Here is a 20,463-nt window from a genome sequence, read left to right as displayed (position 1 = left end):
AATGGGTTCACATAGCAATGATTTACTATAGTCAAGCGAAGCGTCTTACTAAAATTACTAAAAACTATGTTTCTATGCGTTTAAAAAAAATGAATTTATCTAGGGCGATATTTAGACCCAAAACAACGTATTCATGTAGCATTGGTTTACGCCCAAAATGCTTTCAAATATTTTAAAATAGAAACTTCTACAGATTTAGTACCTTTGCCCCCAATACGAAATACTATGTTACACAACGATTCTATAGTGGCGCTTGCCACACCCTCAGGAGCTGGAGCCATTGCCATTATTCGGATTTCTGGCGAAGAAGCCATTACCATAGGCAATACGGTTTTCAAATCCATTAAAAACAAAGATTTAACCCAGCAAAAATCGCATACTTTGCATTTGGGGCATATTATTGATCATCAAAAAACCTTGGATGAAGTGCTGGTTTCCATTTTCAAAGGACCTCATTCCTATACAGGTGAGAATACCATCGAAATTTCCTGTCACGGTTCTACTTATATTCAGCAGCAAATAATTCAGTTATTGCTTCGCAAAGGCTGCCGAATGGCGAACCCTGGAGAATTTACCTTACGTGCTTTTTTGAACGGTAAACTCGATTTGTCGCAAGCTGAAGCTGTTGCCGATTTGATCTCTTCGGATAATGAAGCGTCGCACCAAATAGCAATGCAACAAATGCGAGGTGGTTTCTCTAACGAAATTGCCAAACTAAGAGAAGAGTTATTGAATTTTGCTTCCTTGATTGAACTCGAATTGGACTTTGCCGAAGAAGATGTATCCTTTGCCGACAGAACCCAATTTCGTGAATTATTGAATCGGATTGAGTTTGTGTTGAAACGCTTGATCGACTCTTTTGCGGTGGGGAATGTCATCAAAAATGGGATTCCTGTGGCGATTGTGGGCGAACCCAATGTGGGGAAATCGACTCTCTTGAATGCTTTGTTGAACGAAGAACGTGCCATTGTTTCGCATATTGCGGGAACCACTCGGGATACTATTGAAGACGAATTGGTGATTGGGGGAATTGGCTTCCGATTCATTGATACGGCGGGAATTCGGGAAACGGATGACCATATTGAAAGCATTGGCATTCGGAAGACTTTCGAAAAAATAGAGCAAGCACAGGTCGTTATTTATTTATTAGACAGTAGTTTGCAGTCGGCAGATGGCAGTTTGCAAATGAACCAAATAGAAATTGAAAAAATTAAGAATCAGTTTCCGTTGAAACCCTTACTTGTTGTTGGAAACAAATCGGATTTGCTTTCTGAAAAAGAGGCGGAACATCTGAAATTTGAAATACTGAACCTTAACTTAATTTCCGCCAAAGAAAATATTGGCGTTGAAGCGTTGAAAGAGCAGTTACTTTCCTTTGTGAATACGGGTGCTTTGCGAAATAATGAGACAATTGTCACCAATACAAGACATTACGACTCATTATTAAAAGCCTTGGACGAGATTCAGAAAGTAAAATATGGATTGGAAACCAACCTTTCCAGCGACTTAATGGCAATTGATATTAAAGAAGCCTTGTACCATTTTGGAATGATTACGGGTCAGGTTACCAATGATGAATTGCTGGGAAATATCTTTGCTAACTTCTGTATCGGAAAGTAGTAAAACAACACAAAACAACAAATAAACGAGTTAAAATACCCTCTGGTGATCATCTTTGACGAGTGCCTACTTTAATTAGAATTCAGTTCGAAGCGTTTTCAATGCTGTTTTTCTTCCAATTGTAACAACGCATTCAATTTATTAATTCGGATTATTCCTCAAAACTGTAATTAGTTTGCATTTTAGCAAATCAACAACAAACGATATTCCCCTTCTTTTTCTATTGGTGCTCTGTGAATACAAGGGAGCACCTGTTGTTCTGGATGATCCACCGCCAGACGCCAAAGATGTCCTAATCCTAAATTAATAGGGGTTGAATGAGGTTGGGCTTGATAATGCAAATCGAAATAGTTTTCCTTCAAAAAGTCTTCCAATTCCTCCGCTGAGCCGTTGTGTAGTGCTGTCAGTTTTTTTCGGATTTCAGGAATTAGTATTTTTTGTTCCGTTTGGGCATTAGCAATTATATCACTTGCCGCTCCGTGGTAGGTACACAAAAAAGTATCCGTTGCAATGGGCGAACGATCTATATGAAACGAATACACATCGGTGGAGATGAAATCGAACTCCTCATCTCGTTCGTAACACTTCAATAAATTAAGAGATGGTGAAGCTCCGAAATCGGTTAATAATTGGAAATCATTTAAGATTATTTCCCTTGCGCTATTCCCCTTTTCGGATAGTTGGAGTGCCAATAGGTCTTTAGGAAATACTTCGGTTATGTTTTCTTTTAATTGCAGTTGCTCAACAATCGCTGCAAAGTCGCCTTCCAAATTTCGGTACCAGCAAAGGGCATTCATTGCTTCCTTAAAATCGGTATGTACCAGTTCAGAAAAAGTGGAGACTATTCCGATTTGGCTGTTGCCAGAAAATGTATTTCTCATAGTAGGTAATCAAGAAGTTGGTTGCTTGATGTGGTACAAAATTAAGGAATTGTTGGGAGTTATGTGTTAATTGGTTAATCGTAGGGAGTTGTAGGTTGTGGATATTCGAACGCGGATAATGCCAAGTTGAATGCGTGATGTGATTTCTGGCCACAGTTTGCACAGATTTGCGCGGCTTTTTGATGGTGAGTTGTGAGTTATTGCATTGTTGATTTTTCAAAACAATAGTCCTAGCTGTCACTTAAAATTTTGCTATATCAAAAAATGATTGTAGCTTTGAAAAAAACGATTCAACTGCAATACTACAGCCCTATTTTATGAAAAAATACTATCTACACAACGGAACTGAAAGCAGCGGTCCTTTTGATATAGAAGAATTGAAAGCTAAAAATATTACCAAAACCAGCCCTGTATGGTTTGATGGTATGCTGCACTGGAAAACGGCTGGTGAAATCCCTGAACTCAACCAACTTTTTACCGTAAATCCTCCGGCCTTTCCACTCTTTGAAACTCCCGAACTGGCAACTAAAGTGGAGACCAATAAAGAAGCACGCAAAATTCTAGGCTTGTCTAAAAATGCCTTTTTAATAGTTTGTGCAACTGTTGTGATATTGATTGGCATCTCAGTTTTGAAAACCATTGAAGAAAATAGAAGCCGAGAGTTGAAAATCAAAAATCATAAAACCGAAATTGAAAATTATCAATTGGAATTGAAACAAAAACAATTGGAAGAAGAAAAAATTCAGGCGGTCATACAAGAGCAAATTGATGCCCGAAGAATGGCTAATACGAAAAAAGAAACTGCCAGCAACAGGCTTACGAAAATTGAGCAACTTATAGTAGAGTACCAAAACAATTTGGATGAAACAGAGAAAAAACTACAAAAAGCCGCTGGTTTCAAGCTTTTGAGATCTGCCTCAGAAAAAAAGAAACAAATGGATTTCTTGCAAAAAAATATTGATTCTTATAAAAACATCATAAACAAACTAAAAAACGAATCCGATCAGTTGAAATTGGAAATGGAGAAAATACCGAAATAGACACGAATGCAATGTGATGTAATTTAGGATTTGAACTAATTTTTGATAGTTTAGCCACAGATTTCATATTTTTTTATAAATAGAAATTTACGGATTTTAGTCCATACAAAGAGGTGACTTTATGATAGCTATACAAAAATATGGGCCACGAATACACGAATTATCATAAATTTACACCTACTACAATTTTTGATAAAATAAAAAGACATCCAAAAGGTGTTACTCCTTTTTGAACTTTCTGTTTTTTGTGAAAAAGTTGTTTTATTAGCAAACTTGCTTGTTTTTAATACAATTTGATTCAATTTGCGTTATTCTCAATATCGAAACCTAGAAATATCGATTTGGAGTTATTTCTACACAAATACAATTAATTATTATCATATAAATTCGATAATTAGTGATTTTTTTTCAATATTTGTATCTATCAAATCATGTTATAAAAAACACTTCCTTATGTCCATAAAAATAGCCATTTCACATAAAACAGCTTACAAATTTGATCGGAGTGTAAAGCTATTTCCTCATATTTTTAGGCTTAGACCAGCCTCTCATTCTCGAACTGTTATTGAAGGTTATTCCTTTAAGATTTATCCTGAAAATCATTTTATCAATTGGCAGCAAGACCCTTTTGGGAATTATCAGGCGAGAGTTGTTTTTAACGAACCTACAACCGAATTAAGGGTCGAAGTAGAAGTCATTGCCAAACTGAAAGTGATTAATCCCTTTGACTTTTTTGTCGAAGAATATGCCGAAACCTTTCCTTTTAGTTATGATAACAATTTGTTTAAAGAATTATTTCCGTATTTAGAAGTAAAAGAAAAAGGGGATAAATTTGATGCTTTTGTGGCGCAATTGTCTCAAGTAAAAGACTTAAAAACAGTTGATTTTTTGGTTTATGCCAATCAATTGGTATTTCAAACCCTGAATTACAATATCCGGCTCGAAGTAGGTGTACAAACCAGTGAAGAAACATTGGAAATACAAAGCGGTTCCTGTCGAGATTTTGCCTGGCTGTTGGTTCAAGCTTTGCGTAGTATTGGCTTGGCGACTCGATTTGTTTCGGGTTATTTAGTACAATTAACTTCCGATGTGAAATCGCTCGACGGTCCATCGGGTCCCGAAAATGATTTTACCGATTTGCACGCTTGGGTCGAAGTGTATTTGCCTGGAGCGGGATGGATTGGACTCGACCCTACTTCCGGACTTTTTGCTGGCGAAGGCCATATTCCGCTGAGTTGTACTCCCGATTATGAAAGTGCCGCTCCCGTAACGGGTGCTACTGAAATTTGTCAAGTAGAATTTGAATTTGACAATACGGTAACCCGAATTTATGAAGACCCAAGAGTGACCAAACCCTATACTGAAAAGCAATGGGAGGACATTATGGAGGTAGGTAATGTAGTCGAAAAAGACTTGATTGAAGGCGATGTCCGATTGACAATGGGGGGCGAACCTACTTTTGTTTCTATCGATGATTTTGAATCCCCTGAGTGGAATTCTACTGCCGATGGCCCTTTGAAACGCAAACTCGCTTACGACTTGGCACTCCGATTGAAAGGTCGTTTTGCCCATGGCGGTTTGCTGCATTTTGGTCAAGGAAAATGGTATCCGGGCGAATTATTTCCGCGTTGGCAATATGCTTTGTACTGGAGAAAAGACGGATTGCCATTGTGGAAAAATGACGCTTTGATTGCCAAAGAGGACGGCAAAAAATTTACTTTTCACGATGCCGAACGTTTTGCCATTGAACTGACAAAATACTTGGGCATTGATACCAAAAATATAAATCCTACCTACGAAGACCCTATTTATTGGGCTTTGGAAGAAGGGAAATTACCTGTCAATTTAGATCCGCTAACTGTTAATCTCAAAGATTCTGTTCAGCGCCATACTTTGGCTAAATTATTGGAAAAAGGATTGAACAATCCTTCAGGGTTTGTGTTGCCCTTAAAATGGATTCACGAAACCCACAATTGGGTCAGTTGTGTATGGGAATTCCGAAGAGGACAATGTTATTTGATTCCCGGGAACTCCCCTGTTGGCTTGCGTTTGCCGTTGGAATCGTTGCCCAAAGTGTCTAAAAACAAAAGAGAACAACCCGTTTCGAGAAGTTTATTCGAAGAGTTACCTCCATTGGGCGATTATCATCAATCTTTGGAAGAACGTTATGGAACCACATCAGCTGCTTACAAAGCGCACGTTGCTCCAAAATTAGAGGACGAAGAAGAAGAAGAAGAAGAAGAAGAGTCACTATTATTTGAAGTAGAAACTTTTTCGACAGCCATGTGTGTGGAAGAGCGGGATGGCATTATTTATGTTTTCTTGCCTCCAACGGATTATTTGGAAACCTATTTGGACCTAATAGCCTCTGTAGAAACGACTGCCGAAAAACTACAAATGCCCGTTCGTATTGAAGGTTACCAACCCGAAACTGATTACCGCATCGAAAAAATGATGGTGACTCCCGATCCAGGTGTTATCGAAGTGAATGTGCATCCAGCCAAATCGTGGCAGGAAATTGTAGATCACACCTCCGCTTTGTATGAAGAAGCTTTTCTTTCTCGTTTGGGAACCGATAAATTTATGGTCGATGGACGTCATACAGGAACTGGTGGTGGAAATCACGTTACGCTTGGAGCTTCCAAACCAGAAGACAGTCCGTTGTTGAGAAGACCCGATTTGTTGCGCAGTTTGATTACCTATTGGCAACATCATCCGGTGTTGAGTTACCTTTTTGCAGGGCCTTTTATTGGGCCAACGAGCCAAGCGCCCCGAATTGACGAAGGTCGTGACGAGCGTTTGTATGAAATGGAAATTGCCTTTGAACAAATTCCGAAAGACAAAGAAATTCCTTTTTGGATGGTCGATCGAATTTTTAGAAATCTACTCACCGACATTACAGGAAACACACACAGAACTGAATTTTGCATCGACAAATTGTATTCTCCCGATTCCCCAACCGGACGTTTGGGAATATTGGAATTACGTGCTTTTGATATGCCGCCTCACAAACATATGAACTTGGTTCAAAACCTATTGGTGCGTTCCTTGGTCGCCAAATTTTGGGCAACTCCCTACGAAAAAAAACTAGTGCGTTGGGGAACTGAATTGCACGATAAATTCTTGTTGCCGCACTTTGCTTATCTCGATATGATTGATGTGGTGAATGATTTGAAAGACGCGGGTTATGATTTTGACATCTCGTGGTTTGATCCCTTTTTTGAGTTCCGGTTTCCGCATCACGGAGGCATTACGGTTGATAATATCCAACTGGAAATTCGTTTGGGAATAGAACCTTGGCACGTTTTGGGAGAGGAATTATCCAGTAACGGCACAGCTCGTTTTGTGGATTCTTCATTAGAAAGGTTGCAAGTTAAAATATCGGGGATTATTCCAGATCGTCATATTTTATTGTGTAAAGGCTGTAGAATTCCGTTGCGAAGTACGGGAACGAAAGGTGAATATGTAGCTGGAATTCGCTATAAAGCTTGGAATCCACCATCAGCATTGCATCCTAATATTGGGGTTGATGTGCCGTTGGTTTTTGATATTGTCGATACTTGGAACAACAAAGTAATTGGCGGTTGTACTTATTTTGTTTCGCATCCCGGAGGACGAAGTTATGAAACTGTTCCTGTAAACAGTTACGAAGCCGAATCGCGGAAAATCAGTCGTTTTTGGGATTTTGGACATACTCCATCGGCCACCAAGGAACAAAGTGCACCTGTTATTGATACGCCGACGGTATCGCGATTTGTGGCTGAAAACAAAACCAATTTAAAACCCGATACACCAATAGAATTGATTAATCCTGAATATCCGAACACCTTGGATTTAAGGCATTATTGGGTGGCTAAGAAATAGTTTTTCGACACAGATTGCACAAATTTACACAGATAAAAATGAATAAATACTAATTAGTGGAGGGTAAAGTATCTAAAAAAGTTGCAAAGGAGATAGTTTATTTAATAGGACATTCGCTTTTAAAATAGAATAAAACTGTAAAGAATAAAACGCCACAGATTCACAGATTTTAAATAATAAAAATTGGTTTTAATATTATAGTTTTAAGCGTTTTTTAAAACCAAGAATTCATCTCATAAATTAATTTCTCTTTAAAATCTGTGAATCTGTGGCTTACTTTTTAAAAGCGAGGGTCCGTTTTATTTAATAATTAATTGTTGTTCCATTAAAAACTAGTATTTTGCAAGGCTAAAAAAAGAAATTCATTAAGATTAACAAATGATTCAAGATAATTCATTGGGATTACTCCAAACCTATAAAGAAAGCATCAATACTTACGACGAAGTTCTTGACCAAAATGGTCAAGTAAAGCCCTATTGGCAGGGTCTTTTTGATACTTTAGAAGATATAGGCATAGACGAACTAGAATTACGCAATCAGGAAATTGTAAAGAAATTAAAGGAAAACGGAGTTACTTATAATGTTTATGGTTCTAATAAAGAGTCGAATCGTGCTTGGAAACTGGATCCTATTCCGTTTCTGATTCACGAATCGGAATGGAAAACCATAGAAGAAGGTTTAAAGCAAAGAGCACGATTGTTGGATTTGATTTTGAAAGATCTTTACGGACCTCAATTATTGATTAAAAACGCCATTATTCCAGCCGAATTGGTTTTTGACAACTCGGGTTTTCTCTTACCTTGTTTTGACATTAGACAAAAACACGACAAACAATTACTCAATTATGCCGTTGATTTAGCTCGTGGTCCTGATGGAAAAATGTGGCTATTAGACAATAGAACCCAAGCTCCTTCTGGGGCGGGATATGCTCTTGAAAATAGAATTGTAATGAGTAAGGTGATTCCAGAGCTCAATAAAAAAACCTATAGAAAGCGACTTTCACCCTATTTTAGTCAATTGCAACAAACGGTTGACTCCCTCGGAAACAATAGCAATGAAAATCCAAATGTCGTTTTCCTGACTCCGGGACCTGGAAACGAAACCTATTTTGAACACGTGTACCTTTCTTCTTATTTAGGATACACACTTGTGCAAGGAAACGATTTGTTGGTTCGAGATGGTTTTGTATGGCTAAAATCGATTGACCAACTGGAACGAGTGGATGTTATTATCAAACGTTTGGACGATGAATGGTGTGATCCACTAGAATTGCGTAGAGATTCTTTGCTAGGAATTCCGGGTTTATTACAAGTAATTCGTTTAGGAAATGTTGCGGTTATGAATCCTCCTGGAACGAGTGTTTTAGAAAATTATGGATTGATGGCATTTATGCAAAATGCCTGTAAGTTTTTATTAAAAGAGCCTTTACTAATGAGCTCGGTGGCTACCTGGTGGTGTGGTCAAGCCAAAGAGTTGAAATTTGTTTTAGAAAATTTACCCAAGTTAATCATTAAGAAAACCAATCGGAAACAAGGGTTTAGATCCATTTACGGACGCTTGTTGACTATAGAAAAACTCGCCGAATTAAAAAATCTGATTCTTGAAAGTCCAAAAGATTATGTGGCGCAAGAAGAAGTGAGTTTATCGACAACTCCCTCCTTTATCGATGGAGTCATAGAACCTCGTTTTGCAGCTCTTCGCGCTTTTTTGATTGCTGATGGTACCGACTACAAAGTGATGCAAGGTGGTTTGACCCGAAGTTCCGCCGTAAAAGGAAAGTTTGAAATTTCGAACCAATTGGGCGGTATCTCAAAAGATACTTGGATTATTTCGGATACACCAACAGAATATTTAGAGAAACCGGTTGAACGAAAAAACACGAATAATCAACTCAATAACTCGTTGACGAGCCGAAATGCTGAAAATTTATTTTGGCTGGGGCGTTTGTGCGAAAGAACCATGGCGTTGCGTAGTTTTCTTAAAATAATTCTGAACAGACTCAACGAAAACGTAACCAAACACGGCAATAAACAGCCCGAATTTTTAGTAGTTTTATTAAAATCATTAACGCACTTGACTCAAACTTATCCCGGATTTGTTGGCAAAGAGCCAAAAAAAGGGGAAGAATTTGATAATGAAGCCATTTTTGAAGACCCCATTGCCGAACTATTGTTTTTGATTAATGATCCTACAAAACCGGGTTCGGTAGTCTATAATTTGCAATCGCTGCTTAACACCATTAATCAGGTGAGTGAAAAATGGAATCACGATACCCGACGCATCATCAACTTGGTCGAGGATAGTCTTTATGCTTTAAAAAACATCAATACCAACAACATTAATTATGTAAACCACGGTTTGGATAAATTACACATTCGACTGTTTTCATTTTATGGCAATATCAACGAAACTTTGCCTCGGGACAATGGATTTTATTTGTTGGAAGCAGGAAAAAATGTAGAGCGAATTTTATCTCTACTCTCTGTTTTTCGTTCTACTTTGAATTTTAAAAAAACCGAAGAAGAAGAGGCTCTTTTGATGGAAGCCATTTTAGAAAATCATCATTTATTGGCACAATATCGCAATATTTACAAATCACATTTGAGTTTGAAAGCCGTTATCAGTATGATTTTTTTAGAAAAAAACTTGCCTTACACGCTTTCTTATTTATTGGATACGCTTTCGTATTATCTTTCGAAATTACCCAAAACAAACGACACTCATCGATTGAGTATTGCCGAGAAATCAGCTTTGGAAGCCAGTACAATTGTCAAATTAATCGATGCCGATAATCTCATATTAGTCGATTCAGAAACTCAATTTCGCTTCGAATTAGACGAAACGCTCTCCAAAGTTTTTGAATTAATTTGCAATGTTTCCAACAATTTATCGAGTTTGTATTTCAACCATTCTGTGATGCAACATTCCGTTTTAGACACCATAGAAAACAACGACTCCGATGAAATATAAATTAAGACATCAAACTCTTTATACGTACGTAAATTCAGTACATAATTACCAAAGTATTCTGTGCCTTCAACCTCGAAATTCTGCCAAACAAATATGCCATAATTTCAAATTAGAGATAGAGCCAAAACCTGCAAAAATATATTCTCGCACGGATTATTTTGGAAACATTCAACATTATTTTTCGCTTCACGAATCGCATAAGTCACTAAAAGTTATTGTTTCGAGTGAGGTTGAAGTGCTTAACAATGCTGTACAACTTTTTAACACTATTACTTGTGAGGAAGCCAGAGAAAAATTTAAAACCGACATAGCCCTCAAAACCGAAGTTTTGCAATACCAATTGCCGAGTCAATACATTAGTTGGGATGAAGAAATTGTGGCTTTTGCCGAAACTTGTTTGCTTCCTAATGTGTCCCTTTTTGAAGCCGTTTGGGATTTAATCAAAAAAATATACACCGAATTTCAGTTTAAATCGGGTGCAACCAATGTCAATACACCACTAAAAACGGTGCTTAAAGAGCGAAAAGGTGTTTGCCAAGATTTTTCCCATTTAGCAATTGCCAGTTTACGAAGTGTTGGTATTCCCGCAAAATATGTAAGCGGCTATATCGAAACTTTGCCACCAAAAGGAAAAATAAAACTAGAAGGTTCCGACGCTTCACACGCTTGGATATCGGTTTACATTCCAGAGATGGGCTGGTGCGAATTTGACCCTACCAATAATATGATTCCGCAACAACGCCATATTGTTACGGCCTACGGAAGAGATTTTGCCGATGTGTCGCCGATGAAAGGAATTATTTTTAGTTCTGGCGATCATAAGGTGAAAGTTGAAGTGGATGTTATACCTTTGATTTAAATTTTATAAAATATTTCCCATCAAAAAAATCCCACTTTTAACGCCTAGAAAAGCTTCTGTAATAGATTTGGAAACTGCCAACATTCTATTTGCTGAAATTATGCAATTGGAATTACCATTTGGGTATCAGCAAGCCAATTGCCATAATATTTCACATTATATCCGAACTTATTTAGAAACTAAAGGCTATCAATGTGGCAAAATATGGGCCTTTGCGCCGATGGTGTATTCAATGAATAGCTCCCGTTTGATCTCATTTACCGATAAAAAAAATATTACCCCGACCGGAAAAATCGATTGGGGTTATCACGTGGCGCCAATTCTTCAAGTTCGAATTGGTAATAAAGTACGCAAAATGGTTATTGACCCAGGATTATTTCCTAAAAATATAGTGCGTTATAGGACTTGGCTTGCCAAACTCAGAACCCGAAAACTCATTTATTTGATTATGGATTCGGACTGGTATTTGTACAATTCCTCGATGATTCCCAATTCGCAAATTCAAAACCATTCGAATGGTTCTTCTACGGCCATCCAACCCAATGTTCAGCTACCCGATTGGTTTTCGGACAAGTTGATTACGGATTTTTTCAAATACGAAGATGCCGCTTTAGAGCAACATTGGATCGAACAAGGATTGGCTGTAAACGAAACCGCTATGGCTTTTTATAATTCTGAAATTAAGCCGTTACTTCATTCAAAAATCAATTTAGATTTGGTTGATGATTATAAAATGTTGGTGGGCAATGTCTTCAATTTTGAAACCATTTTCAGGGACAATAATTGGAATTACGAAATGAATAACGACTTTCAATTCAAACATCAAAATATCATCACCAAATACCGAGAACTTTATTTTTTGAATCTCAACAAATGGCAAGCCTCTCTCGCTTCCTTAAACGAAATCATCAACAATAACAGTAAGTAATTTGGGTATTATTGCTGGGACAATACAATTAATACAATCGCTATTAAAGCCAAAAACAAACCCACATAATTCATTTTGGAAAGTTTTTCTTTAAAAATAAAGATGCCCGTTAAGCTGCCTAGGATGATTACACCCATATTCATTCCCGCAAAAACAGTCGAAGGATTTTCGGCAAAGGATTGATGTGCTTTCAAATAGAACAGAATATTGCCAAAATTGAAAACACCTACCAAGCTTCCAAAAAGCAGGTTTTTAGGATTTAATTTTGCCTCTTTGAAGCCCATTTCGAATGCAACAACCAAGACCATTATTGTCAAAGCCATTGTAAAAACGACAAACAAGGAAGTGGTATAGGGCAAATTCGTAAATAAGGCAATTTGTTTGAACAGAATGTCAATCAATCCGAATCCAAGTAAAACCAAGGCCGGATAGATCCATTTGTTTTTAGTATTGTCTGTAGGTTTGGTTAAAATAAGGAGCAAGGCAGGAAAAGCAATCCCAAAAGCGGTTATTTTTAGGGCATTGAATTTTTCTCCAAAAATTAGCCAAGCTGCCAAAATAGGAATGAATAACGAAAGGCGTTGTGCCGCATCGGTTTTTACAATTCCCAAATGTTTTATGGAAGCCGCCAAAACAAGGAAAATGGACGGCAACAAAATCCCCAATGTTATATATATTGCCCAAGGAGCATTGGTTCCAACGGTAGTAAGGTCTGGACTGAAAAAGAAGTAACAAAGTGCCAATGCAAAGAAATAATTTGTAGCAACAATTTGCGTAACATTAATGGAATAATTGCGTGCTACTTTAAAGATTGCTCCAACACTCACACTGCAAATAATACTTAAAATCAGGAATACCATAGATTGATAATTTCCTGGTAAAATTAGTATTTATATGAATACGCCTTACTATTATAACAAACGCTTGAGTTATTTTTTACCTCAGATTGCTTTGTCTGTTCGCTACCGCTCGGGCAATATCATTAATTTCAACTTTATTTGTCATTCTGACGAATGAGGACTCGAGCGAAAGCGAACAGGCGAAGCAATCTCGTGTTAGTTGCTCACGTTTGTTGAGATTCTTCCTTCGTCAGAATGACAAAATCATCAACAAAATCCCTTAACTTAATGACATTGACCGCTAGGGTCGCAGATTTTTTTAAACTTAATTTATTTGATTATTCGAGAAACTAAAAAGGGTTTGGAACACAACCAAACCCTTTATATAATTTACAATTTACTAATATAACTGCCATACAAATCCTTGAACTGATAGCCTTCGGACACCCGGTCTTTGCTTAATTTTTTATATTCTACTAAGCTCCAAAGAATAAATTCCTTCATAAAATAACTGTCTTCTTTTGCTAATTGAGGGTGGTATTTTTTAATTAAAATTTCTAATGGAGCAATTTCATCCAGAATATTTTTGTATTCCTTGTCCGAGCTATCGTCCAATAATTCGAAACCACTTTCGGCAAAAAACCATTCTAAAGTGTCTGAATATGGCGTTTTTTCATCTGGTTTTTCCAATTTTTCTATTTTTGGAAAATAGGCTGGGAAGAAGGTGTGAATCGCATTACCAATTAAATGTTGCGCAACAACCGCTGCTCCCTCCTGCTCTCCTTCATAAACTAATTCTACTTTTCCTGTAATCGCTGGAATAATTCCCATAAAATCAGACAAACGTAAAACGGTTTTGTCCACTCCAGATTTCAAAGCACGACGTTCGGCGGTACTTAATAAATTTTCGAAAGCGGTTATACTCAATCGGGCACTTACGCCACTTTTGTTGTCGATAAACTCGCTTTCACGGGCTTCAAAACTGATTTGTTCTAATAAATCTCTGGCTAATGAAGGAACGTACACCAAATCACTTTGGACAACATCCAATTTAGCTTCCTGCTCTGTAATCGTTCTTGCTATTTTGATAGTTTCCGGATAATGTGTAAGGATTTGAGAACCAATTCTATCTTTTAATGGTGTTACAATACTACCCCGATTGGTATAATCTTCAGGATTTGCGGTGAAAATAAATTGCATATCGAGTGGCATTCTTAGTTTGAAACCCCGAATCTGAATATCGCCTTCTTGTAAAATATTGAACAAAGCTACTTGAATTCTTGCTTGCAAATCAGGTAATTCGTTGATGACAAAAATACTGCGATTCGCTCTTGGAATCATACCGAAATGAATCACTCGATCATCGGCATAAGATAGTTTTAAATTAGCCGCTTTTATTGGGTCAACATCGCCTATTAAATCGGCAACGGTAACATCTGGCGTTGCTAGCTTTTCGAAAAAACGTTCGCTTCGGTGCAACCAAGATATTGGAGTGGCATCTCCTTTTTCAGCAATTACATCTTTAGCAAAACGAGAAATTGGATGCAACGGATCATCATTAATTTCAGAACCCGTTACAAACGGAATGTATTCGTCTAACAATTCAATCATTTTACGCGCCAATCGGGTTTTGGCTTGACCGCGAAGTCCCAATAAATTGATGTTATGACGTGATAATATAGCGCGTTCCAACTCTGGAATTACCGTGTTTTCAAAACCGTGAACACCTTCGAATGTGGGGTGTCCCGATTTGATTTTCTCTCGTAAATTATGACGCAATTCGTCTTTGATACTTTTGCTTTGGTATCCTGATTTCTTTAATTCGCCTAGTGTGTTTATGTTGTTCATTGATTGTTTTTAATTGAAATTGTTATTAATGTTTAAAATATGTTTTGAACAACAGGTTTTTGAAAAAACACAACCCAGCCCCTCTCAAGAGGGGAGCTAGGACTGCATCTAAATAATAGTCCGTTATTTTATAATTTTATTGCAATTGATTTATTGTTAAAGTTTGCGTTCGGGATAGAAGTGGAAATCCTTTTTGAGGCTTTTCGCCGAAAAAAGATTGAAACGAATAGCCCGACCCTTGTGGTAACGCCCAAAATTATTTTATTCTTTTTTTCCTGTTGGTTTCATAATCTTCGAAAATCATTTCGCCCAGACCTTTCAATCCGGTATAAAATGCTTTTCCTTGGTTGGCTTCGGTAAACTTATTTACAAATTGCTGTAAATACGGGTCTTTGGCAATCATAAAAGTGGTGATGGGAATGTGCAATTTTCGGGCTTGTTGGGCTTCGTTGTAGCATTTATCGACAATGTATTCATCGAGGCCGTTGCTGTTCATATAATACGAACCGTCTTTTTCTCGAACGCAACTCGGTTTGCCGTCGGTAATCATAAAAATTTGCTTGTTGGTATTTCGTTTTCTGCGGAGTAAATCCATTGCCAATTGCAAGCCCGCCACGGTATTGGTATGATAAGGACCTACTTTCAGATACGGTAAATCCCGAATGGCAATTGTCCAAGCGTCGTTACCGAAAACGAGAATATCCAAAGTATCTTTGGGATAACGCGTCGTGATTAATTCGGCCAGTGCCATTGCGACTTTTTTGGCTGGGGTGATTCGATCTTCGCCGTACAAAATCATACTGTGGCTGATGTCAATCATCAAAACCGTGCTCATTTGGGATTTGTATTGAGTTTCTTCGACCACCAAATCGTTTTCGGTTAGCATAAAATCGGCTACTCCGTTATTGATTTGAGCATTGCGTAAACTTTCGGTTAAGGAAATTCGTTCCAATCCGTCACCGAAATGAAATTCCCGAAATTCTCCCGTATGCTCATCGCCATTTCCGGCGTGTTTGGTTTTATGATTGCCACTTCCTGAACGTTTAAGATTTCCGAAAATATTGTCTAAAGCTTGTTGACGAATGGCTCTTTCCGTCTTGGCAGTAATTCCTGTTCCTGTAGTTCCATCGTCTTTGAGTTCGTCGCGGATGTATCCTTTTTTCTTTAAATCTTCGATAAAATCATCTATGGTATATGCGGAATCCGTGAGTTTGTATTCTTTGTCTAATTCCCGTAACCAGTCGATAGCTTCATCAAAATCTCCCGAAGTATGCGTGATTAACTCCTTGAAAATCGCAAAGAGTTTCTCAAACGGAGACTGAAATGGCGCTTCGTATGTCTTGAAATAAAATCCTTTTTTGATGGTATCTTTCATATTTTTTAAAATTACATTATTTTAAAAAGAACTGAAGCCAAACATATATTAATTTTTAGTTAAAAGGGAATGATTGGTGATTTTAGATTGCAAATTTTAGTCCCGAAGTTTCGGGAGCAAATTTGCTAGTCGCTGAAAACGAAACAATTTTCTTTATACAAAAATTTAAAATGCTTCGCCAGTTCGTCCGCAGGCTGGGACTCGGGTCAAGAATTGTTAATCTATAATCAAAAATCTTTTAATAAAACTTACCATCCACATAAAACCAAGTTCCGTTTTCTTTTTTGAAAGTAGAAAATTCGTGATGAATTTGGTTTAGTTTGTTTTCATCCAAATAATAGGCTTTAAATTCCACCGTATTTTCTGTAGCGGAAATAATTTCGAGTTTTTGCCACTCATTGGCTGTAGCCCACTGCGAAATATCGGTTTTGGAATAGAATTTTCGCTGTGAACTATGAGTTGTTTCCCATAAATAATCTGCTTGATTCGTGGCATAAGCAGAATATCTAGATTTCATTAATGCTAAAGCGGTTGAAGTTTTCTCCCTTCCATCGATATGTTTTTGACAACAAGCTTGAAAAGAAATTGCCGAACCACAAAAACAAAGCGCTGAATTATTCACCTTCTACTTCTTCTGGATTGATTTTTTGAAACAATTGATTTAGCAAAACTTGGTATTTACTAATTTCGATTAGATCCTCGTCTTCGTCTGAATGATCTAAGAAATCATCGAGTTTTTCGCTGATTTCCAATAGTTTATTGTTGGCTGCTTTATTGTGTTTGGCCACTATTAAATCTATAATTTCCTGAACCCCGTTTTTTAATTCTTCAAACTGACTCTTTTCCATAAATTAATTATTTTCCGATGATTTATCTTCATTGAATTTTTTCACGATTAGCTTCAATTTTTCTTTGCGCAATACTTTGGCCGCTTTTACTTTATCCTGTTCTTTGTGCAACTTATCGTTGTGTATTTTGATATTTCTTTCGTTATTTCTTCCCATTATAGTTCTCTTTTTATTTCGTCCAAGGTTTTATTGGTGTAAATCAATTGTTCTATTATTTCTTTTCTCAAGTCGACTAAATCGTCATATTCAAAGTATTTTGCCCAAGACGTTAATGTCAATAAATTCCGGATTTGCTTGATTTTTTTGGTTGTCTCAAAACTAGTTCTGAGTATGGCTTTATAATTGTAATTCGGATTATTTTTGTGTTGGTAATTGACCGTGTTTTTGCTGTAATTCGCTTCTAAATAATACAATTCTTCATCGGCATTGTCGGGATAAAATTCGTTCCAGGCAGCATAACCAATTTTAAATTTAGAATCTGTTTCGGGTTCCATCGGCTCCAATCTCCATTTGCTATTAGCCAATCTTCCCCAATGATTTGACCATCGAAACATTCCTTCTTTGGTATAAAAATATTTACTACCCGATTTACTGTCGTATTGCAGTTTCAAATTTTCAATTTGGATAGGAAGCACTTCTTGGAAAACACAAAAGGTGTTTTTAAAAGAATTAGGACATGGTCGAAATAGTTGCTCCATTGGGCAAAGATAATCAGAATGTGCAAAACTATGCAAGACAAACATTAATTGATTAACTTTGCAACCAAGAATTTCATTAAAACATATTGATTATGACCAAGTCTTCAGAAGAAAAAATGATGCAAAAAGGAGTTTATACCGGAATAATGGAACAAGACGAAAACAATAACTTTTTTTGTGGCGAATATTTATTGGATTATAAAATGGCGGTGGCCAATCACAAACTTGGCGACTTGATTACCATTAAATCAGTTATTGAAAATCCAAGCGACATCAACTACAACAAGTATCCAAAAAAGTCTAAGAACTTCGATAAAGCCAATAATAAACCACAACAATAGTTTTTTGTTTTAACTGTTTTAGGCTTCTAAAATCATCCCGAAAAATTCTAATTACTGTTTTTTTTTAAGTCAAAAATTGAAAACTTAAAAAAAAGTGTACCTTTGCAAAAAATTGTCGATTTTGAACCTTTATTGTATTGGTTTCACATTAAAAGACAACAAGTTACCCTTTTATGAAAAAAATAGTTGAATACCGAAAGCTACTAAATGTAGAAAAAACTGTAGAATTAAAAGATTTGAAAACCATATATCGCAATGCGATGAAAGATGCACATCCAGATAAATTTCAAGGTGATGATGAGGGTTTGAAAGCTGCCGAAGAAAACAGTAAAAAAATTATTGAAGCCTACCACTTTTTGGTCAGTATCAATCCTGAAACTACCAAATCAAACTTACCAGAATACACAGAGACTATCTCAACATCGACCATTACAGATTACAAATTTGTTGAAGGGCGGTTGATTATTAATTTCTCTAATGGTAGTGTTTATGAGTACATTAGTGTGCCAAAAGCTACTTATGTAAAAATGGTAAACGCCGATTCACCTGGAAGATTTGCAAAAAGACACATTTTAAATGCATTTACTTGGAGAAAAACACTTAACCAAGATTAGTTTTTATAATTAGATTTAACAAAAAACACTCCTTTTAGGGGTGTTTTTGTGTTTTCTGTCGAAAATTTAACATTAGAATTGGGTAGGATATTTATTTTAAGTAAGTTAGCAATCCAAAAAATATAAAGATATTGTAATTATGAAAGATCCTTGTACCTTATATAAATCGCAACGGCAAAAAGCAAAAGACGTTTTAGAAATACTCGAAAAACAAAGAGATGAAATAAACGAGAAGCTCAAATTGAATGAATCGAGTGCCAGTTTACATAAAGAACTTAGAACTGTAAATTTGGACATTAAAATTACCATAAATGAAATTGATCACGCTGAATACAATATTCAAGAATGTGAATCAAAAAATAGTTCAATCTTGAACTAATCTAATTCATTTTTATTTCTATTCCCTCTGCATTTAATTTATGGATAAATCTATTTATGCTCTATCTATGAACATTTTTTACTAAATAATTAATCCCACATTAATTATAACAAAAATTTAAGTCATAAAATTACAGATATTTTAATTATTTAAATACTTTTGCAGACTTAAATCAATTAACTAAAACATAATGAAAAAAATAATTTTATTATTATCGGCTACAGTATTTTTAATTTCTTGTAGCAAAACCAAGTACACCATATCAGGAACTGCAACAGGAATTGAAAACGGAAAAACTATAATTTTGGAAGTCCAAGATGCAGTTGGGGGATTAATTCCAATTGATACCGTAAAAGTAGAAAACGGAAAATTTGAAATAACAGGAAAAGCAACAGAGCCTGCTTTCCATTTGTTGCAAGTTGAGGGAGTACAAGGAAAATTTCCATTTATATTAGAAAATGGAGATATAACAATCGTTATTAATAAAGATAGTATCAATAAATCTAAAGTTTCAGGGACATACAATAATGATGAATTTGTAAAATTCAATGAAGAACTTATTGCAGTTCAAAAAGGGGTAATGGATTTTCAAAAGAAAAACACCCCAATAATGACTCAAGCCCAACAAACTAATGATACTGCTACCATCAATAAATTAATGAAGGAATATAGTACGCTTCAAGAAGGAGTGAATACTGAATCTAAAAAGAAATATAATGATTATGCAGAAACTCATTCTAAATCATTCATCAGTGTATTAATTTTACAAGGAATGTCGAATGACCCAACAATTGATGTCAAAAAAGTTGAAAAAATCTATTCAAGTCTAGACGAATCTTTAAAAACATCAAAACCAGGTAAAGCGATTGAGTTAAAAATTAAAGAAGCAAAATCACCCTCAGTTGGAGCTAGTGCAACACCAGCAGCTCAAGCACCGGCAAACAGTAAATGAAGGTCTGATTTTTCAGCACCAAATCCTGAAGGAAAAACTGTTAGTCTGAAAGAAAGCTTAGGAAAAGTAACAATTGTCGATTTTTGGGCCTCTTGGTGTGGTCCTTGCAGGGCTGAAAATCCAAATATGGTAGCTTTATACAAAGAGTTTCATTCAAAAGGATTAAATATCGTTGGGATATCTTTAGATAAAGATGCTACAAAATGGAAAGAAGCTATTGCAAAAGATAAATTGACTTGGACTCATGTTTCGAATCTTAAATTTTGGGAAGAGCCCATTGCAATTCAATATGAAGTTCAGTCTATACCTGCCACTTTTATACTTGATGCTTCAGGAAAAGTTGTTGCAAAAGATTTAAGAGGTGAAGAACTTAAAGCGAAAATAGCAGCACTTCTGTCTAAATAATT

Annotated in this window: 18 protein-coding genes and 1 pseudogene; 11 read left to right on the top strand and 8 right to left on the bottom strand. The window is 36.3% G+C overall.

The window, feature by feature from the left end; all coding sequences use genetic code 11:
• Positions 1-225 precede the first annotated feature (225 nt).
• A complete protein-coding gene (gene mnmE, locus FNW17_RS13980) occupies positions 226-1,620 on the top strand; it encodes a tRNA uridine-5-carboxymethylaminomethyl(34) synthesis GTPase MnmE (RefSeq protein WP_144071972.1) in 1,395 nt (464 codons plus the stop codon).
• A gap of 182 nt (positions 1,621-1,802) precedes the next feature.
• Here mnmE and FNW17_RS13975 read toward each other — a convergent pair whose 3' ends face one another.
• On the bottom strand, positions 1,803-2,501 hold the full coding sequence (locus FNW17_RS13975) for a DUF1826 domain-containing protein (protein WP_143391392.1): 699 nt from the start codon (positions 2,499-2,501) through the stop codon (positions 1,803-1,805).
• Between the two features lie 317 nt (positions 2,502-2,818).
• Between FNW17_RS13975 and FNW17_RS13970 the strand changes: the two genes are divergently transcribed.
• The 5 genes from FNW17_RS13970 (at position 2,819) to FNW17_RS13950 (ending at position 12,162) form a co-directional block, all read left to right on the top strand.
• Positions 2,819-3,541, top strand: coding sequence for a GYF domain-containing protein (locus tag FNW17_RS13970; RefSeq protein ID WP_144071971.1), 723 nt, complete (start codon positions 2,819-2,821; stop codon positions 3,539-3,541).
• A 453-nt stretch (positions 3,542-3,994) separates the two neighbouring features.
• Positions 3,995-7,405: a transglutaminase family protein gene (locus FNW17_RS13965; protein WP_144071970.1), complete on the top strand. Its 3,411-nt coding sequence runs from the start codon at positions 3,995-3,997 to the stop codon at positions 7,403-7,405.
• 378 nt (positions 7,406-7,783) lie between these two features.
• On the top strand, positions 7,784-10,375 hold the full coding sequence (locus FNW17_RS13960) for a circularly permuted type 2 ATP-grasp protein (protein WP_143391389.1): 2,592 nt from the start codon (positions 7,784-7,786) through the stop codon (positions 10,373-10,375).
• Entirely contained in the window at positions 10,365-11,234 is an 870-nt protein-coding gene (locus FNW17_RS13955) for a transglutaminase family protein (RefSeq protein ID WP_143391388.1), read from the top strand. Before FNW17_RS13960 ends, FNW17_RS13955 begins: the two co-directional genes overlap by 11 nt.
• 67 nt (positions 11,235-11,301) lie before the next feature.
• Positions 11,302-12,162, top strand: coding sequence for a protein-glutamine glutaminase family protein (locus tag FNW17_RS13950; RefSeq protein ID WP_143391387.1), 861 nt, complete (start codon positions 11,302-11,304; stop codon positions 12,160-12,162).
• Between the two features lie 8 nt (positions 12,163-12,170).
• Here the strand turns inward: FNW17_RS13950 and FNW17_RS13945 are convergent, their stop codons facing one another.
• The 7 genes from FNW17_RS13945 to FNW17_RS13920 all read right to left on the bottom strand — a co-directional run bounded on the left by FNW17_RS13945 (position 12,171) and on the right by FNW17_RS13920 (position 17,770).
• Positions 12,171-13,022 (bottom strand): EamA family transporter, encoded by an 852-nt coding sequence (locus tag FNW17_RS13945; RefSeq protein ID WP_143391386.1) that lies wholly within the window; start codon positions 13,020-13,022, stop codon positions 12,171-12,173.
• Between the two features lie 369 nt (positions 13,023-13,391).
• The gene (locus FNW17_RS13940; RefSeq protein ID WP_144071969.1) at positions 13,392-14,849 is read right to left on the bottom strand and encodes an AAA family ATPase; all 1,458 of its coding nucleotides are present in this window, start codon (positions 14,847-14,849) and stop codon (positions 13,392-13,394) included.
• A gap of 256 nt (positions 14,850-15,105) precedes the next feature.
• Positions 15,106-16,224: a vWA domain-containing protein gene (locus FNW17_RS13935; RefSeq protein WP_144071968.1), complete on the bottom strand. Its 1,119-nt coding sequence runs from the start codon at positions 16,222-16,224 to the stop codon at positions 15,106-15,108.
• 238 nt (positions 16,225-16,462) lie between these two features.
• The gene (locus tag FNW17_RS13930; protein WP_143391383.1) at positions 16,463-16,846 is read right to left on the bottom strand and encodes a YchJ family protein; all 384 of its coding nucleotides are present in this window, start codon (positions 16,844-16,846) and stop codon (positions 16,463-16,465) included.
• Positions 16,839-17,072, bottom strand: coding sequence for a hypothetical protein (locus FNW17_RS13925; RefSeq protein WP_144071967.1), 234 nt, complete (start codon positions 17,070-17,072; stop codon positions 16,839-16,841). Before FNW17_RS13925 ends, FNW17_RS13930 begins: the two co-directional genes overlap by 8 nt.
• Before the next feature lie 3 nt (positions 17,073-17,075).
• Positions 17,076-17,228: a hypothetical protein gene (locus FNW17_RS16390; protein WP_185964836.1), complete on the bottom strand. Its 153-nt coding sequence runs from the start codon at positions 17,226-17,228 to the stop codon at positions 17,076-17,078.
• Positions 17,228-17,770 carry a hypothetical protein gene (locus FNW17_RS13920; RefSeq protein ID WP_144071966.1) on the bottom strand — a complete coding sequence of 181 codons (543 nt, stop codon included), beginning with the start codon at positions 17,768-17,770 and terminating at the stop codon, positions 17,228-17,230. The genes FNW17_RS16390 and FNW17_RS13920 overlap by 1 nt, the downstream gene beginning before the upstream one ends.
• 92 nt (positions 17,771-17,862) lie before the next feature.
• Here FNW17_RS13920 and FNW17_RS13915 point away from each other — a divergent pair, with 92 nt between their 5' ends.
• The 5 genes and pseudogenes from FNW17_RS13915 to FNW17_RS13895 form a co-directional block, all read left to right on the top strand.
• On the top strand, positions 17,863-18,111 hold the full coding sequence (locus tag FNW17_RS13915; protein ID WP_143391380.1) for a hypothetical protein: 249 nt from the start codon (positions 17,863-17,865) through the stop codon (positions 18,109-18,111).
• 173 nt (positions 18,112-18,284) lie between these two features.
• Positions 18,285-18,725 carry a KTSC domain-containing protein gene (locus tag FNW17_RS13910; protein ID WP_143391379.1) on the top strand — a complete coding sequence of 147 codons (441 nt, stop codon included), beginning with the start codon at positions 18,285-18,287 and terminating at the stop codon, positions 18,723-18,725.
• 139 nt (positions 18,726-18,864) lie between these two features.
• Positions 18,865-19,104, top strand: coding sequence for a hypothetical protein (locus FNW17_RS13905; protein ID WP_143391378.1), 240 nt, complete (start codon positions 18,865-18,867; stop codon positions 19,102-19,104).
• A gap of 190 nt (positions 19,105-19,294) precedes the next feature.
• Entirely contained in the window at positions 19,295-20,056 is a 762-nt protein-coding gene (locus tag FNW17_RS13900; protein WP_143391377.1) for a DUF4369 domain-containing protein, read from the top strand.
• Positions 20,057-20,074: 18 nt separating this feature from the next.
• A pseudogene (locus FNW17_RS13895) lies at positions 20,075-20,461 on the top strand (TlpA family protein disulfide reductase); the annotation flags it as partial.
• Positions 20,462-20,463: the final 2 nt, after the last annotated feature.

The sequence above is a fragment of the Flavobacterium franklandianum genome (assembly GCF_007097365.1).
Lineage (GTDB): Bacteria > Bacteroidota > Bacteroidia > Flavobacteriales > Flavobacteriaceae > Flavobacterium > Flavobacterium franklandianum.
This window is presented reverse-complemented; position numbering and strand designations above follow the sequence as displayed.

Bases quoted from the DNA above. Each gene is read 5' to 3' on its own strand.
- FNW17_RS13905 (WP_143391378.1), top strand. From the start codon at position 18,865: ATGAAAGATCCTTGTACCTTATATAAATCGCAACGGCAAAAAGCAAAA.
- FNW17_RS13960 (WP_143391389.1), top strand. From the start codon at position 7,784: ATGATTCAAGATAATTCATTGGGATTACTCCAAACCTATAAAGAAAGC.
- FNW17_RS13915 (WP_143391380.1), top strand. From the start codon at position 17,863: ATGACCAAGTCTTCAGAAGAAAAAATGATGCAAAAAGGAGTTTATACC.
- FNW17_RS13970 (WP_144071971.1), top strand. From the start codon at position 2,819: ATGAAAAAATACTATCTACACAACGGAACTGAAAGCAGCGGTCCTTTT.
- mnmE (WP_144071972.1), top strand. From the start codon at position 226: ATGTTACACAACGATTCTATAGTGGCGCTTGCCACACCCTCAGGAGCT.
- FNW17_RS13965 (WP_144071970.1), top strand. From the start codon at position 3,995: ATGTCCATAAAAATAGCCATTTCACATAAAACAGCTTACAAATTTGAT.
- FNW17_RS13940 (WP_144071969.1), bottom strand. From the start codon at position 14,849: ATGAACAACATAAACACACTAGGCGAATTAAAGAAATCAGGATACCAA.
- FNW17_RS13945 (WP_143391386.1), bottom strand. From the start codon at position 13,022: ATGGTATTCCTGATTTTAAGTATTATTTGCAGTGTGAGTGTTGGAGCA.
- FNW17_RS16390 (WP_185964836.1), bottom strand. From the start codon at position 17,228: ATGGGAAGAAATAACGAAAGAAATATCAAAATACACAACGATAAGTTG.
- FNW17_RS13975 (WP_143391392.1), bottom strand. From the start codon at position 2,501: ATGAGAAATACATTTTCTGGCAACAGCCAAATCGGAATAGTCTCCACT.
- FNW17_RS13900 (WP_143391377.1), top strand. From the start codon at position 19,295: ATGAAAAAAATAATTTTATTATTATCGGCTACAGTATTTTTAATTTCT.
- FNW17_RS13955 (WP_143391388.1), top strand. From the start codon at position 10,365: ATGAAATATAAATTAAGACATCAAACTCTTTATACGTACGTAAATTCA.
- FNW17_RS13935 (WP_144071968.1), bottom strand. From the start codon at position 16,224: ATGAAAGATACCATCAAAAAAGGATTTTATTTCAAGACATACGAAGCG.
- FNW17_RS13920 (WP_144071966.1), bottom strand. From the start codon at position 17,770: ATGGAGCAACTATTTCGACCATGTCCTAATTCTTTTAAAAACACCTTT.
- FNW17_RS13925 (WP_144071967.1), bottom strand. From the start codon at position 17,072: ATGGAAAAGAGTCAGTTTGAAGAATTAAAAAACGGGGTTCAGGAAATT.
- FNW17_RS13910 (WP_143391379.1), top strand. From the start codon at position 18,285: ATGAAAAAAATAGTTGAATACCGAAAGCTACTAAATGTAGAAAAAACT.